This is a genomic window from Bradyrhizobium sp. CCH5-F6 (assembly GCF_001556045.1).
In the GTDB taxonomy this organism is placed as follows: Bacteria; Pseudomonadota; Alphaproteobacteria; order Rhizobiales; family Xanthobacteraceae; genus Bradyrhizobium.
Map to the genome: position 1 here is coordinate 19,173 of NZ_LSIC01000146.1, position 14,268 is coordinate 33,440.

The following is a 14,268-nucleotide window of genomic DNA, read 5'->3' on the forward strand; positions in this document are numbered from 1 at the left end:
ACGATAAACTCAGGAAACGCCAACGCCATGGGCACGACCCGCACCACCTCCGCCGCCACCCTGCTGATTGCACTCGCGCTCGCGGGCTCCGCTGCGCGGGCCGAAATCAAGGGCGACGCCATCCGCATCGGCGTGCTCACCGACATGAACGGCGTGTTCGCCACCGCGATGGGCCCGGGCTCGGTCGAAGCGGCGCGGATGGCGGCGGAGGAGTTCGGCGGCAGGATCAACGGCAAGCCGATCGAGATCCTGCAGGCCGATCACCAGAACAAGCCGGACCTTGCGGCTTCTCTTGCGCGAAAATGGTTTAGCGACGGGGTACAGGCGATCGCCGACGGCGGCAGCTCCGGCGCCGCGCTGGCGGTGCAGGAGCTCGTGCGCGGCAACGGCAGGATATTCCTCATCTCCGGCGCCGGCGCAAACCAGCTCACCGACGAAGCCTGTGCGCCAACCAGTGTGCAATGGACCCAGGACGCCTTCTCCACGGCGACTGCGGTGGTCTCCGGCATCATGCAGACCAGCAAGGAGCCGTGGTTCTTCATCACCGGCGATTACGCTTTTGGCCATTCGATCGAGGCGACTGCACGCGAGCGCATCGCCGCGCTCGGCGGCAAGGTCGCCGGCAGCGTCAAAGCGCAACTCGGCACGCCCGACTACAGCTCGTTCCTGCTCCAGGCGCAGTCGTCGGGCGCGAAGATCCTCGCGATCAACGTCGCCGGCGACAACGCCACCGCGATCAAGCAGGCCGAGGAATTCGGTCTGGCCGCGCAAGGCATGAAGATCGTGCCGATGTCGTTCCAGAACGTCGACATCGAATCGGTCGGGCTGAAGGCAACGCGTGGTGATCTCATCGTCACCTCGTTCTTCGAGGACGTCTCGCCCGCCGCCCGGAAATTCTCGGATGCATTCTATGCGCGCCGCAAGGCGATGCCCTCGCAGATCCAGGCCGGCGTCTACTCCGCCGTGCGCCATTATCTGCAAGCGATCAAGGATACCGATTCCGACGACAGCACGACCGTGATGGCGAAGATGAAGGCGACCCCGGTGTCGGATGCCTACACGCCCAATGGCCGCATTCGTGAGGACCAGCGCATGGTGCACGATCTCTATCTGGTTCAGGTCAAGACGCCGGAGGAATCGAAAGGCCCATGGGATTTCGTCAAGCTGGTCGCGACGATCCCGCCCGACCAGGCCTTTCGTCCGCTCGACCGCAGCAAGTGCAGCCTGGTCGGCAAATAATCGCTAGGCCAGATAGCGCGTGATGTAGCCTTCCATCGCGTAGAGCGCGCAGAGCGCCAGGCTCGACCACACCGCGGCGCTGAAGTACAGGAACATCCAGGTCAGCTCGCCCTTCCAATGCGCGATGTCGTGGGTCACGACCCAGCGCGTCGAGACGTCGTGCAGGCCTTCGAGGAAGCCCAAAAACCTCCCGCCCTCGGCGTGCCCTGCCCGCCACCGGCTGAGATACATGGGAACGTCGACGGTGACGAGGAAAGCGAGGAAGCAGGCGATGCCGACGATGCCTGACATCAGCGCCCAGCGCACCACGCCCTGGAATTCCGGCATCAGGCGGCATAGCGCGATGCCGGCGAGGAAGAAGGTGACCGCCCACAGCGAGTTCTCGATCGCGTTGTAGAGGAAATTCGTCGTCACCACCGCGTACCAGGAGAAGCACTCCGCGATGATGATGATGGGCACGATCACGAGCGCGATGTTCACCGCGGTCTCGGCGCCCGTCATCTTGCCGAGCTGATGCAGGATGATGGCCCATTGCGCGACGAAGCAGAGCTCGGCCACGGTCGCAACGGTTCGGCCGACCATGACGCTCGACAGCCAGGTGTCGAACAGGCAGATGCGCTGCACGTCGGCGCGCGGCAGAATCGAGCGGAACGCGCAGCCGAACACGTAGCCGGCGCACAGCAGCAGCATCAGCCCGATGTCCGAGCCGCCACTGAGGCTGCCCGCAGGCGTCGGGTAGAATTCGCGGTACAGCATGAACCACACCAGGATATTGGCGCCGCTCACGAACGTCAGGGATCCCCACCACCATGCGAGGGGATTTGACCGCGCCTGCCACCGCAACATGAACCGCTCCGCAAAATTATCGATCTGACATGTCGTCGTAATAATCCTGTCACAACAGGCCATGCAATCACGACAAAAATCCGTGTGTTCGGCCCGCCCCGGCGCGTCCTTCAACGAACATATCGACGCGACATATGCGTCCACATATCGGACAATTTCTCAAATATTGTCGAATCTATTGGACAGATGCGATTTCGCCGTCTGATATTCGGGAATGGCCCCGAGAGATTTATCCAGACCGCGACATCCGCCCTCCTCCGCCGCCGCAGTGCTGGCCGACAGCGTCGATGACGCCGCCTTCGCCACGACGCTGGCGAAGGGGCTGGTCGTGCTCGAGGCGTTCAAGGCGGGAAGCACGCTGCTCGGCAACATGGAGCTGTCGACATTGACGGGCATCCCGCGGCCGACGGTGGCGAGGCTGACCCATACGCTGGCCGAGCTCGGCTACCTCCGTTACGACGCCGAGCGGGCGAAGTACCGCGTCGGCGCGCGGGCGCTGCGGATGGCGCATCCTCTGCTCGCCGGAATGCAATTCCGCCAGGTGGCGCGGCCCATGATGCAGGAGCTGGCGCACAGCGTCCGCGGCACGGTCTCGATCGGCCTGCTCGACGCCACCTCGATGATCTATGTCGAGACCGCGCGCTCCGGCGATGTCGGCCCGCACGTGCCCGACATCGGCATGCCCATTCCCGTCGTGATGACCGCCATGGGCCGCGCCGCGGCGTCGACCTTGCCGCCGGCCGATGCAGACCGGCTGGAACGGAATATCGCTGCCGAAGACGCTGAGCTGTGGTCAGTGATGCGCGAGAAATACCGCGCCGGGATCGCGCAATGCAAGAACCGCGGCTTCTGCACCTGCTGGGGCGAGTACATGGCCTCGATCCATGCCGTCGCCGCGCCGCTGTTTCATGCAAGCGAATCGAAGCAGTCGTTCTCGATCAATTGCGGCATCCCCGCCTTCAGGCTCCAGCCAGGTCAGCTCGAGGCCGAGATCGGTCCGCGCATCGCGGCGCTCGCCGACAGCATCCGCGCCGTCGTCGGGCAGGTAGAACTCGCGACGCCGCCGCGCAAAACCAAGAAAATCACAAGCACCGGGACATGACATGGGCGGGCCGCTCGAAGGATTGAAGGTTCTCGACATCGCGACGATCATCGCGGCGCCGTTTGCTGCCACGCTGCTGGCCGACTACGGCGCGGACGTGCTCAAGATCGAGATGCCCGGGCCCGGCGACGGCGTGCGGTCGTTTCCGCCTTTCAAGGACGGCAAGCCGCTGTGGTGGAAGGCCGCCAACCGCAACAAGAAGTTTGCCACGCTCGATTTGCGCACGCCGGAAGGACTTGCGCTGTTCAAGCAGCTGCTTCCGCGCTTCGACGTGCTGATCGAGAATTTTCGTCCGGGAACGCTGGATCGCTGGGGCCTTCCTAAGGAGGTGCTGTGGTCGATCCAGCCCCGCCTCGTCATCCTGCGCGCCACCGCCTTCGGGCAGGACGGCCCCTATCGCGATCGCCCCGGCTTCGCCCGCATCTTCGAGGCCATGGGCGGACTGACCTACATCACCGGCGAGAGTGACGGCGAGCCGACCCATCCCGGCTACCCGATCGGGGATTCGATCGGCGGCCTGTTCGGTGCCGTCGGGATCCTCGCGGCGCTGTGGAAGCGGGCACGCGACCCGCACGCGCCGGGCGAGGAGATCGATCTCGCGCTGACCGAAGCGGTCTTTCGCCTGCTCGACGTCCTCGCCATCGAGCACGACCAGCTCGGCGCCGTTCGCAGCCGTATCGGCAACGCCAACGGCTATTCGGCGCCGGCCGCTGTGTTTCGTACCGGCGACGATCACTGGGTGACTCTCGCAGGTTCGACCAACGCCCTCTTTGCCGCGAATTGCCGGGCGATCGGCCGGCCCGACCTCATCGACGATCCGCGCTTTGCCACCAACGACCAGCGCGTCAGGCACGCCGCCGAGCTCAACGACCTTTTCGCGGCCTGGTGTGCCGCCCATCCGCTCGACGTGGTCCTCGCGCGATTCAATGCCGCGCAGGGAACGCTCGCCCCGATCTATTCGATCGATCAGATCGCCGACGACCCGCAAGTGCGAGCGCGCGAGGTGATCACCCGCGTTGCCGACCGGGATTTCGGCACGGTTGCCATGACCAATGCCGTTCCTCGCTTCACCGTCGACCCCGCGCGATTGCGCCACGCCGCGGGCGACGTCGGCCAGGACAATGACGAGGTCTTCCGGAACTGGCTCGGCCTTTCGGATCAGGAGATCGAACAGCTCACCCGACGAAAGGTGATCTGACGTCGCAAGAAGACCAACAACACAAGAAGACCAACAACAAGAGGGAGGACGAAAACGGTGGCATCATTCAAGGTCACACGCCGAACCCTGCTGGGCACGATCGCAGGCGGCCTTGCAGCAGGATCAGGCCTGGCGGCGCATGCCGAGGACGCCTGGCCCTCGCGCATGGTGCGGCTGATCTCGCCCTACGGGCCCGGCGGCTCCAACGACATCTCGCTGCGCCTGCTGGCCGAGGAGTTCAGCCGCAGCCTGCGTCAGCAGTTCATCGTCGAGAACAAGCCGGGCGCGGGCACGCGCATCGCCAACGATATGGTCGCCCATGCGCCGGGCGACGGCTACACGATCCTGTACGTCGCGGCGCCCTACGCGACCGCCGAGGCGCTGTTCGGCAAGCTGACCTATGACCGCAAGGATCTGCAGCCGGTCGCGATGGTGGTGATCGCGCCGCTGTTCCTCATCATCAGTGCCGACGCCCCTTTCAAGACGCTGCCCGAGTTGATCGCCTACGGCAAATCGAAGCCGGACGGGCTGACCTTCGCCTCTCCCGGCGCCGGCTCGCAGCCGCACCTCGCCGGAGAGCTCCTGTTCCGTGATGCCGGCGTCAAGGGGCTGAACATCCCGTTCCGGGGCGATGCGGCCTCCTACACCGAGCTGCTCGCCGGCCGCGTCGATGCGACGCTGACGGCGCTGCCGACCGCCCTGCCCTACATCCAGAGCGGCAAGTTCACCGTGCTCGGCGTCGCCTCGCCTGAGCGCAGCGCGCTCTACCCGCAGGCACCGACGCTGCGCGAGCAGGGCTTTCCCAACGTGGCCGCCGCGGGCTGGTACGGCTTCATGGCGCCATCCACGACGCCGCAGGCGATCGTCGACAAGCTCCAGGCCGAAGTTCTGCGCGCGCTCGCCGAACCCGCGATCAAGGACAAGCTGACCGCCCAGGGCCTCGAAGTTCGCGCCGGCACCGCGGCCGAGTTCGGCCGGTTCATCGACAACGAGACGCAGAAGTGGACCAGGCTGATCCGCGAAGCCGGCCTCAAGGGCGAATAACAAGCAGGAGGGACAGGAACATGAAAAGCATTCTTCTCAAACGCATCGCAGCTTCCGCGCTGCTTCTGGCGCTCTCGAGCGCGGCAGCGCAGGCCCAGAAGAAATACGACCCCGGCGCGTCCGATACCGCGATCAAGGTCGGCCAGACCGTTCCGCTCAGCGGTCCGGCCTCGGCCTATGCCGTGATCGGCAAGACGCAGGCCGCCTATATGAGGATGATCAACGACCAGGGCGGCGTGAACGGCCGCAAGGTCGAGCTGATCCAGTATGACGACGCCTACTCGCCGCCGAAAACGGTGGAGCAGACGCGCCGTTTGGTCGAAAGCGACGAGGTGCTGCTGACGTTCCAGATCATCGGCACGGCACCGAACGTCGCCGTGCAGAAATATCTCAACGCCAAGAAAATCCCGCAGCTCTTCGCCGCGACAGGCGCGGCGCGCTTCACCGACCCGAAGAACTTCCCCTGGACCATGGGCTTCAACCCGTCCTACCTCGTCGAGGGCCGCATCTATGCGCAGTACCTGCTGAAGAACCACCCCAACGCGAAGATCGGCGTGCTCTACCAGAACGACGACCTCGGCAAGGATTATCTCGCCGGCCTCAAGGCCGGCCTCGGCGACAAGGCCGCGAAGATGGTCGTGGCCGAGACGTCCTACGAGATCACCGAGCCGACGATCGACTCGCAGATCCTGCGCCTGAGGGACGCCGGCGCCGACGTCCTGTTCAGCGCGACGACCCCGAAGCAGGCGGCCCAGGCGATCAAGAAAGTCGCCGAGATCGGCTGGAATCCGCTGCACATCATCGACATCAACGCCTCCTCGGTCAGCGCCGTGCTGAAGCCGGCAGGCCTCGACAACTCCAAGGGCATCGTGAGCGTCGGTTACGTCAAGGACGCCGCCGACCCCGAATGGAAGGACGATGCCGGCATGAAGCGATATCTCGCCTTCATGGCGAAGTACTATCCGGAGGGTGACAAAGAGTCGAACCTGAACGTCTACGGCTACATCACCGCGCAACTGCTGGTGCAGGTGCTGAAGCAGTGCGGCGACGATCTCACCCGCGACAACGTCATGCGACAGGCGGCCAACCTCAAGAACGTCGAGCTCGACCTGACGCTCCCGGGAATCTCGGTCACGACCACGCCGACCGACTATCGGGTCAACAAGCAGTTCCAGATGGTGCAGTTCGACGGCCAGCGCTGGCAGAAGCTCGGCGACATCGTGACGGACGAGGCCAGGGAGTGAGCAGCGAGAGGCCGTTTTGCCCGGCGCTCAACGCCCTTCGGCGCGACGGCCTTCACCGCGGATGAAGCCGTCGCTCCTTCATCCCTTCATCCCCGCGACATACGCCGCCAGCTTGTCCAGCGTCTGGTAGCCGTATTCGACGGCGCCGAAGCCGATCATACCGTCGCGCTGCTCGGTGCTCGAGGCCAGCTGGCGCATCATCAGAACGGTCTTGCCGTTGCTCTGCTCGGCAAAGGTGACGGTGAAGCGGAACATGCCGGGATCATCGTCCTGGTCGAGGCCGTGATCCATCTCCATCAGAGAAGGCCGCTCGATGCGGCGGAATCTCATGCGGTTCGGGTAGACCGTGCCGTCGGGCCCGATCATGTTGAAGCGCCAGACGCCGCCGACCCGCACGTCGATCTCGAAGGTCTCGATCTTGAATCCCTTCGGCCCGAACCATTGCGGCAGATGCTTCGGGTCGGACCATGCCTCGAACACCAGTTCGCGCGGCGCGTCGATCACGCGTGACATCACGATTTCGCGGTCGAGAGACCATTGCGACAGAGCGGGATTGCCAGAACTCGTCATCGTCAGGAACCTTTCCGTTTGGTTGATCGGGACGGCCGCCTGGCGCCCGCCCTCTCCTTCTCTTTCTTGAGCTTCATCACGTAGGCCTCGAACCGGTCGAGCCGCGCCTCCCAGACCGCGCGCTGCTGCTGGAACCAATCCTCCGCGCCGAGCAGCGCATCCGGGCTGAGACGACAGGTGCGCACGCGGCCGGTTTTCTCCGACAGAACGAGCCCGCTCGTCTCCAGCACGTGGATGTGTTTCATGAAGCTCGGCAGCGCCATGTCGAAGGGATCGGCGAGCTCGCCGACCGACGCCTCGCCCGCGCAGAGCCGCATCACGATCGCCCGCCGTGTGGGATCGGCGAGCGCTGCGAAAACATGGTCGAGTCGGGACGATTGGTTAGCCATGAAGCTAACTATACACGCTGGATGACGGGCGTCAACAATTGTTAGCCGACAAGCTAAGTAATTTTAGAGGTGCGGTCGCCGCCTCAGACCGAGCGCGTCAGCCCGCCATCGACGCGGATGTTCTGGCCGGTGATGTAGGCCGCCCCGTCGGAAGCCAGGAACGAAATCGTCGCCGCGATCTCCTCGACCTTGCCGTAGCGCTTCATCGGCACGCTGTCGCGGCGCGCGTCCAGCTGCGGCAGGCTGTCGATCCAGCCCGGCAGGACGTTGTTCATGCGAATGTTGTCCGCCGCATGGGTGTCTGTGAAGATCTTGGTGAAGGCAGCAAGGCCGGCGCGGAACACCGCCGAGGTCGGGAACATCGCGCTCGGCTCGAATGCCCAGGCCGTCGAGATGTTGATGATGACGCCGCCCTTCTGCGCCTGCATCAGCGGCGTCACCAGCCGCGTCGGACGGATCACGTTCAGCAGATATGTGTCGAGGCCGGTATGCCACTGCTCGTCGGTGATCTCGGTGATGGGCGCACGCGGTCCGTGCCCGGCGCTGTTGACGAGCACGTCGACCCGTTCCCACTTCGCCATCGCGGCGTCGACGAGGCGCTTCAGATCGTCGTTCGACTGGTTCGAGCCGGTGACGCCGAGCCCGCCGAGCTCGGCCGCGAGCGCCTCGCCCTTGCCGGAGGACGACAGGATCGCGACGCGAAACCCGTCCGCTGCCAGCCGCCGCGCAGCCCCTGCTCCCATGCCGCTGCCGCCGGCGGTAACGAGCGCGACCTTCTCTGCTGCCATGACCGATCATCCCCGTGTTGAGGCGAGCTGCAGGCTCGGCCTATCATGAGGCCTTCTACAGCCAGACCTGTCGGCAGGTCCATGGTCAGAGGACGTCCATGATGAGCAATGCGAGATGAGTGATTTTCAGATCCGCAATTTGCGCCCCGAGGAGATCGCCCTCGCCATCGACTGGGCCGCGGCCGAGGGCTGGAATCCGGGCCTGGCGGACGCCGCCTGCTTCGCGACCCCCGACGCGCAAGGCTTCTTCGTCGGCGAGATCGACGGCGAGCCGGTCGCGACCGTCTCCTGCGTCAATTACGACGACCGCTTCGCCTTCCTCGGCTTCTACATCGTGCGCGAGCGCTTTCGCGGCGCGGGCCACGGCCTGCGCATCTGGAACGCGGCGATCGCGCATGCGGGCGCGCGCGTGATCGGGCTCGACGGCGTCGTGGCGCAGCAGGACAATTACAAGAAGTCCGGCTTCAAGCTCGCTTACGCCAATGTCCGCTACGGCGGCGTCGTGACCGCGCCACCGAGGCCGTCTGGCGACGTCATCGGCCTCCAAGAGATCCCGTTTGCAGCTATTGAAGCCGATGACGCCGCCGTCTTCCCGGCCCGGCGCAGTGCCTTCCTGCGCACCTGGATCAACACGTCAGGCCATACCGGCCGCGCACTCGTCCGCAACGGCAAGCTCGCCGCATGGGGCGTGATCCGTCCGTGCCGCACGGGACACAAGATCGGCCCGCTCGTCGCCGACGATCGCGGGGCCGCGGATGCGGTCGCGCGGGCCCTGTTCGAAAGCGTGGGCGGCGGCGAAATTTTCCTCGATGTCCCCGCCATCAATCGCGAGGCACTTGCGCTCGCGGTCTCGTTCGGCCTCAAGCCGGTGTTCGAGACGGCGCGAATGTACACGGGGCCGATCCCGCAGCTGCGGCTCGACCGCGTCTTCGGCGTGACCAGCTACGAGCTGGGTTAGAGCGCGCTCCGAGAAAGTGTGAAGCGGTTTTCCGAGCAGATCGTACGAGCCGATTGCGCCGCTCAGTAGCAGCGCATGATGTTGACGGTATGGTCGCTGCCGCCGCGACCGGGCACCGTTACCTGCTCCGTCGGACAACTCGGCACATAGGGCCGGTTCGACGGCACGACGTTGGGCGGATAGCGATGGGTCCAGTCCCAGGGAACATCATAGGTGTAGGTGAAACGCACGTCGCTCGGGAGCTGCTGGCCGGCATCGACGAAGGGCTGGCTGTAGCCTGCGCCGTCGTAGAAGAATCCGCCGCCGCCCGGCCAATAGACCCACGGAGCGCCACGGCGGTGGAACCGGGCGCCTGGACCGATCGGCGGACGTGCCGTTGCCGGCGGCGCGCCGACAGAAACGACGCCGGGCGCTGCGGCGCCAGCGGGTCTGGCAGGGCTTTCACTGGCAGCGAGGAGCAGCGCGGCTGCGCTGAGCGAGGCGAACAACGCCCCAGATGATCTGGACATCATGATACGCACCAACTCGTTTGGCTTCGCGAATAGCGGCTCCCCACCGCACGCTAGGCCGGGCTGTCGCCCGCCCGCAAACGTAATATTAATTGTTGGTTAAGGCACGGGATTAACCGGAAAAATAGGTGCGGCAGAACGCCCGGAAGTCCCCTCTTTCCAACCGTTCCGTTCCGCGACAACGGCTCATATCCAGTTGATCGGATTTGATCGCCTTCGGCGAATGGGTTCCGGAACGCTCCCGCACTGCAACCGTTGGCTCCCGACAAAAGACAAAAGAAGGAGCATCTCCAATGCAGAACAAGTCGAAACTCATCTGCCTGATTGCAGCATCGCTCGTGGCCGGCACCGCGGCCGCCTCCGCGCAGGGCTACGGCTGGAACGGAACGTACGCGGGTTGGGACGACCGCACCGCGCCCGCCTATGAACCGGTTCAGCCGCGCGCATACTATCCGGACGTTGCCGGGCCTTATGGCGCACTCAACGGCACCAACCATCCAACGCCGAGTTCGACGCAGGGCGATGTCGGCCCTGGCGGCAACAACAACGGCACGTTGACGGGCAGATATCGCTGGTAAGGCTGCCGACGAGAGGCCAGCCGTCCGTAACGGGCGGCGGGCTTTCGTGCGTCAACCGTCCTGCCAGTCGAGCATGTCCTGCGGATTCCCGCTGCCATGTGTTGCCGCTCCGCGTGACGATCCACGCCCCCTTCTCGTACCGGACCTTGTGTTGCCGTCGGGCAAAACACCCGAGGCGTCGGTCAAGACGCGCCGGCAGAAATATTCCACTTTACCGAAATTCGGAAACGGCGCATGTGTCGCCGCAACCCGGCCCATGGAAGAGGGGCGTATCGCGATCGTCACGACACGCGGGCCGGACTGCGGTGGACGCTGATTGCATCGGCGCGAAGCGCTTCGCAGGGCGGGCAACCGTGAGCGAAGCCGTCGCGCACACGACCGGTGGCATCGGCGTACGGCAAAATCGTGTGGTCCTGGCGCCCGGGGTCTGTGCGCCAAGTCTTGCGGTGATGTGTGCTGTCCAACCGGATACGCGCATCAACCATCCGCAAGGCGACGGGGGCAATAGTGCATCGCTCCCCGGGGAGAGCACGACATAAGCCGTTCCAACCACTGCGCAGGGAAGGCCGGGATGTCTCCGGTTGCCCTGTTACCCGCTGTGCATCGAAGCGCACGCAGTTTGCGTCTGGCATGGCGGTCGATGGGAGCCAACCGGCTCCCGGCTTTCCCTGCGCCCTTTTTCATTGGGGGCAAGGCACCGATGCAAAGCTCGGGCGAGGCAAGCCGCGAGAATGCGTTCGCGTGTCTTCAATAAAGATGCAAATCGAAAAAGACGTCGTTACCCCAGACCCCCGTCATTGCGAGGAGCGAAGCGACGAAGCAATCCAGAGTCTCCCCGCAGAGAGACTCTGGATTGCTTCGCTTCGCTCGCAATGACGATTGAGGCAGTTGCATTCCAACATCGATCTCGTGTCCCGGATCTGCGCAACGAGAGTGACCACAGCGCCCCTCCCCCAGCCCTGCAGCGGCAACAGGCCTTGCAACAAAAGTGTCATCCAGCGAAACTAAACGAAGCTTCGGGAGTCGCGGCCACGCCGCCTCACCGCAAGGAGAGACTCTTATGCGCCGTTCACTGGTGTTGCTGTCCGCCGGACTGACAGCGCTGTCCACCGGACTTGCCTCCGCCCAGAACAATACGCCCTACAACCTGATCCTGTTCATTCCGGACGGACTGCGGGCGCTCAAGGTCACACCGGAAACCGCGCCGGCGATGGCCGAGATCCGGGACAAGGGCGTCAACTTCAAGAACCCGCATTCGCTCTTCCCGACCTTCACCATGGCCAACGGCTCGGCGATGTCGACCGGCCACTATCTTGGCGACACCGGCGTATTCTCTAACACGATCTGGACCAATTACACCTCCGCACCTGCGGGTAACACCGTCGTCCCCTTCATCGAGAACGACGCCGTGCTCGGCGACATCGACGAGCATTTCAAGGGCGACTACCTCAACGAAGAGACCATCCTGAAGATGGCCCGCGACAAGGGGCTGAGCACCGCGGCGATCGGCAAGGTTGGCCCGACCTACCAGTTCGACCACACCGACAAGCCTGAAAAGCCCGGCCGGCATTCGATCGTGTTCGACGATTCCACCGGCGGCAAGAACGGTGTCGCATTGTCCGACGAGGTGAAGGACGCCTTGACCAAGGCCGGCCTGCCCCTCGCCACGCCGCCGCGCGGCGACAATTCCAAGGCGGGCGATGCCAAGACACCTGGCACGACGTCTGCCAACGTCGCTCAGCAGGCCTATTTCGCCGACGTCGCCACCAAGGTGGTGCTGCCGATGTTCAAGGCGCGCAACAAGCCGTTCGTGCTGGTGTTCTGGTCGCGCGATCCTGATGGCAGCCAGCACAATACCGGCGACAGCCTCAACCAGATCATGCCCGGGATCAACGGGCCGACCTCGATGGCGGGCATCAAGAACGCCGACACCAACCTCGCCCAGCTCCGCAAGGCGCTCGACGAGCTCGGGCTCACGGCCTCGACCAACATCATTGTCTCCGCAGACCACGGCTTCTCGACCATCTCCAAGGAGAGCAAAACCAGTCCCTCGGCCAAGGTCAGCTATGACGACACGCCGAAGGATTTCCTGCCGATGGGATTCCTGGCGCTCGACCTCGCGAAGGCGCTCGACCTGCCGCTGTTCGACCCCAACGACAAGAACGCGAAGGTCGAAGGCAACAAGCATCCCAGGGCGGGCAACGGCGTGCTCGGCAAGGATCCGGAGAAGCCCGATCTCGTTGTCGCCACCAATGGCGGCTCCGACCTGATCTATCTGCCGAACAAGGACAGGAAGCTAGCGGCGAAGACGATCAAGGCACTGCTCGAACAGGATTACGTCTCCGGCCTGTTCGTCGAGGACTCGCTCGGCCGCTTTCCCGGCACGCTTCCGCTGTCGAGCATCAACCTGCGCGGCAAGGCGGCGACGCCGACGCCGTCGATCGTCGTCAACTTCCGCTCCTATGCCAGCGATTGCGGCGAGGCGCCGACCAACTGCTCGGTGCAGGTCGCCGATACCGTGCTGCGCCAGGGCCAGGGCATGCATGGCAGCTTCAGCCGCGGCGACACCATGAATTTCATGGCCGCGATCGGACCGGACTTCAAAGCCGGCTTCGTCGACGAGATTCCGGTCAGCAATGCCGACGTCGGCATGACGGCCGCCCGGCTGATGGGCCTGCGCGGCTCGCAGAACGGCGGCCTGATCGGCCGCGTGATGTCGGAAGCCATGCCCAACGGCATTGTGCCGAAGGCTTTTGTCGGCACGCTGAAGTCGAAGCCCGCCGAGGGCGGCCTGATGACGGTGCTGAACTTCCAGCGCGTCGGCAGCCAGCGCTATTTCGACGCCGCCGGCTTCCCCGGCCGCACGCTTGGGCTCGAGCCCGACGGAGCCAAACAAAAAACGGCGGGGAAATGACCCCGCCGCTTCAGCGCGTCCTCATCAGAGGCGCGTCAATCTTACATGCCGATGTCGAAGACGTTCGGCAGCTGGCCCGCCAGAGGCAGTGCGGTCGCGCCCAGGAAGGTCGCCACCATCGCCATCAGGCGACGGTTGCTCTGGCGCTTGCCGCGCATCTGGCCGGCAATCCACTCCAGCATCTCGCTGTTGACCTTGGAGGCATAGGACGGCGCCCAGCCTTCGATCTCGGTGTCGGCCGAAAGCGCCACGCTGCGCGGCGGCACCTTCAAGCCCGAGGCGCTGGCGGCATAATGGGCCACCGCCTTGGCGAGCAGGTCGTCGAACCGGCCGCCGTCGGTGCGCTCGGTCGCGGCCTCGTTGATCTCGAACAGGACTTCGGCCTCGGCGCGGCTGACCGGCTGCTCGTTGACGGCAGTGGCGGTGAGGATGCGCATGCACCAGGCGGTGTCATCGGCATCGAGCGAGCGGGAGAAGTGAACCCGCCCCTTGGTGGTCGGGCCCTCGCCCGTGATCACGCCGTCGCGCACGATGGAGAGTGCGTGAGCCGCAGTATCGCGGCAGGACGGTTCCAGAGACGGCGACTCAACAGACTTGGGAGCAGCGGCAGACATAGTTCACTTCCAGATTTCTTCTGACCGGCCAGCATTTTCATGCCGGCGTAAAGAGGTGGTTAACGATTCGATACGGGGATCGCGACTTTTCGAGATGGTTGCCAATTGGTCGCTGTAAGCACCAACTTGGTTCCACGACGCTTTCGGCGAGCGTGATGGAAGTCATAAAAGGCAATATCGGGGCAATCGAGCCCGTGCGGCCCCGGTGGAGATGTTTCGTCGCAGGCGCGGCTGTAACAAAAAAGTGCTAGCAGATCGGCTCTTCCGAGAAGGAA

General features: G+C 64.6%; 14 protein-coding genes. 8 read left to right on the forward strand and 6 right to left on the reverse strand.

Going from position 1 to position 14,268, the window contains the following annotated elements:
- The first annotated feature begins 27 nt into the window (after nt 1-27).
- Complete coding sequence (locus tag AX729_RS26220) at nt 28-1,239, forward strand: ABC transporter substrate-binding protein (RefSeq protein WP_061027105.1); 1,212 nt, start codon at nt 28-30, stop codon at nt 1,237-1,239.
- A gap of 3 nt (nt 1,240-1,242) precedes the next feature.
- Here the strand turns inward: AX729_RS26220 and AX729_RS26225 are convergent, their stop codons facing one another.
- Nucleotides 1,243-2,085: a hypothetical protein gene (locus AX729_RS26225; protein WP_061027106.1), complete on the reverse strand. Its 843-nt coding sequence runs from the start codon at nt 2,083-2,085 to the stop codon at nt 1,243-1,245.
- Nucleotides 2,086-2,299: 214 nt separating this feature from the next.
- On the opposite strand from AX729_RS26225, the gene AX729_RS26230 reads away from it, so the two are divergent.
- From AX729_RS26230 to AX729_RS26245, 4 genes are read left to right on the forward strand one after another with little or no spacing between them, the layout of a single operon-like run.
- Complete coding sequence (locus AX729_RS26230; RefSeq protein ID WP_061027110.1) at nt 2,300-3,187, forward strand: IclR family transcriptional regulator; 888 nt, start codon at nt 2,300-2,302, stop codon at nt 3,185-3,187.
- Nucleotide 3,188: 1 nt separating this feature from the next.
- Nucleotides 3,189-4,385 carry a CaiB/BaiF CoA transferase family protein gene (locus AX729_RS26235; protein ID WP_061027112.1) on the forward strand — a complete coding sequence of 399 codons (1,197 nt, stop codon included), beginning with the start codon at nt 3,189-3,191 and terminating at the stop codon, nt 4,383-4,385.
- Between the two features lie 57 nt (nt 4,386-4,442).
- Nucleotides 4,443-5,429 (forward strand): Bug family tripartite tricarboxylate transporter substrate binding protein, encoded by a 987-nt coding sequence (locus AX729_RS26240; protein WP_061027113.1) that lies wholly within the window; start codon nt 4,443-4,445, stop codon nt 5,427-5,429.
- Between the two features lie 20 nt (nt 5,430-5,449).
- The gene (locus AX729_RS26245) at nt 5,450-6,673 is read left to right on the forward strand and encodes an ABC transporter substrate-binding protein (RefSeq protein ID WP_061027115.1); all 1,224 of its coding nucleotides are present in this window, start codon (nt 5,450-5,452) and stop codon (nt 6,671-6,673) included.
- Nucleotides 6,674-6,751: 78 nt separating this feature from the next.
- On the opposite strand, the gene AX729_RS26250 is transcribed toward AX729_RS26245, so the two are convergent.
- From AX729_RS26250 to AX729_RS26260, 3 genes are all read right to left on the reverse strand, one after another.
- Nucleotides 6,752-7,243 carry an SRPBCC family protein gene (locus AX729_RS26250; RefSeq protein ID WP_061027117.1) on the reverse strand — a complete coding sequence of 164 codons (492 nt, stop codon included), beginning with the start codon at nt 7,241-7,243 and terminating at the stop codon, nt 6,752-6,754.
- Nucleotides 7,244-7,245: 2 nt separating this feature from the next.
- Complete coding sequence (locus AX729_RS26255) at nt 7,246-7,632, reverse strand: ArsR/SmtB family transcription factor (RefSeq protein WP_061027119.1); 387 nt, start codon at nt 7,630-7,632, stop codon at nt 7,246-7,248.
- An 83-nt stretch (nt 7,633-7,715) separates the two neighbouring features.
- Complete coding sequence (locus AX729_RS26260; RefSeq protein ID WP_061027121.1) at nt 7,716-8,420, reverse strand: SDR family oxidoreductase; 705 nt, start codon at nt 8,418-8,420, stop codon at nt 7,716-7,718.
- A gap of 115 nt (nt 8,421-8,535) precedes the next feature.
- On the opposite strand from AX729_RS26260, the gene AX729_RS26265 reads away from it, so the two are divergent.
- Nucleotides 8,536-9,378: a GNAT family N-acetyltransferase gene (locus tag AX729_RS26265; protein ID WP_061027123.1), complete on the forward strand. Its 843-nt coding sequence runs from the start codon at nt 8,536-8,538 to the stop codon at nt 9,376-9,378.
- 62 nt (nt 9,379-9,440) lie between these two features.
- Here AX729_RS26265 and AX729_RS26270 read toward each other — a convergent pair whose 3' ends face one another.
- Entirely contained in the window at nt 9,441-9,890 is a 450-nt protein-coding gene (locus tag AX729_RS26270) for a hypothetical protein (protein ID WP_061027125.1), read from the reverse strand.
- A 290-nt stretch (nt 9,891-10,180) separates the two neighbouring features.
- Between AX729_RS26270 and AX729_RS26275 the strand changes: the two genes are divergently transcribed.
- Together AX729_RS26275 and AX729_RS26280 are read left to right on the forward strand one after the other, a co-directional pair.
- Nucleotides 10,181-10,465, forward strand: a complete 285-nt coding sequence (locus tag AX729_RS26275; protein ID WP_061027127.1) for a hypothetical protein — start codon at nt 10,181-10,183, stop codon at nt 10,463-10,465.
- A 1,060-nt stretch (nt 10,466-11,525) separates the two neighbouring features.
- Nucleotides 11,526-13,379: an alkaline phosphatase family protein gene (locus AX729_RS26280; protein ID WP_061027129.1), complete on the forward strand. Its 1,854-nt coding sequence runs from the start codon at nt 11,526-11,528 to the stop codon at nt 13,377-13,379.
- A gap of 41 nt (nt 13,380-13,420) precedes the next feature.
- Here the strand turns inward: AX729_RS26280 and AX729_RS26285 are convergent, their stop codons facing one another.
- Nucleotides 13,421-13,993: a hypothetical protein gene (locus AX729_RS26285; RefSeq protein WP_061027131.1), complete on the reverse strand. Its 573-nt coding sequence runs from the start codon at nt 13,991-13,993 to the stop codon at nt 13,421-13,423.
- Nucleotides 13,994-14,268 lie beyond the last annotated feature (275 nt).

Coding starts and splice junctions, on each gene's coding strand:
- AX729_RS26220 (WP_061027105.1), top strand. CDS start 28: ATGGGCACGACCCGCACCACCTCCGCCGCCACCCTGCTGATTGCACTC.
- AX729_RS26225 (WP_061027106.1), bottom strand. CDS start 2,085: ATGTTGCGGTGGCAGGCGCGGTCAAATCCCCTCGCATGGTGGTGGGGA.
- AX729_RS26230 (WP_061027110.1), top strand. CDS start 2,300: ATGGCCCCGAGAGATTTATCCAGACCGCGACATCCGCCCTCCTCCGCC.
- AX729_RS26235 (WP_061027112.1), top strand. CDS start 3,189: ATGGGCGGGCCGCTCGAAGGATTGAAGGTTCTCGACATCGCGACGATC.
- AX729_RS26245 (WP_061027115.1), top strand. CDS start 5,450: ATGAAAAGCATTCTTCTCAAACGCATCGCAGCTTCCGCGCTGCTTCTG.
- AX729_RS26250 (WP_061027117.1), bottom strand. CDS start 7,243: ATGACGAGTTCTGGCAATCCCGCTCTGTCGCAATGGTCTCTCGACCGC.
- AX729_RS26255 (WP_061027119.1), bottom strand. CDS start 7,632: ATGGCTAACCAATCGTCCCGACTCGACCATGTTTTCGCAGCGCTCGCC.
- AX729_RS26260 (WP_061027121.1), bottom strand. CDS start 8,420: ATGGCAGCAGAGAAGGTCGCGCTCGTTACCGCCGGCGGCAGCGGCATG.
- AX729_RS26265 (WP_061027123.1), top strand. CDS start 8,536: ATGAGTGATTTTCAGATCCGCAATTTGCGCCCCGAGGAGATCGCCCTC.
- AX729_RS26270 (WP_061027125.1), bottom strand. CDS start 9,890: ATGATGTCCAGATCATCTGGGGCGTTGTTCGCCTCGCTCAGCGCAGCC.
- AX729_RS26275 (WP_061027127.1), top strand. CDS start 10,181: ATGCAGAACAAGTCGAAACTCATCTGCCTGATTGCAGCATCGCTCGTG.
- AX729_RS26280 (WP_061027129.1), top strand. CDS start 11,526: ATGCGCCGTTCACTGGTGTTGCTGTCCGCCGGACTGACAGCGCTGTCC.
- AX729_RS26285 (WP_061027131.1), bottom strand. CDS start 13,993: ATGTCTGCCGCTGCTCCCAAGTCTGTTGAGTCGCCGTCTCTGGAACCG.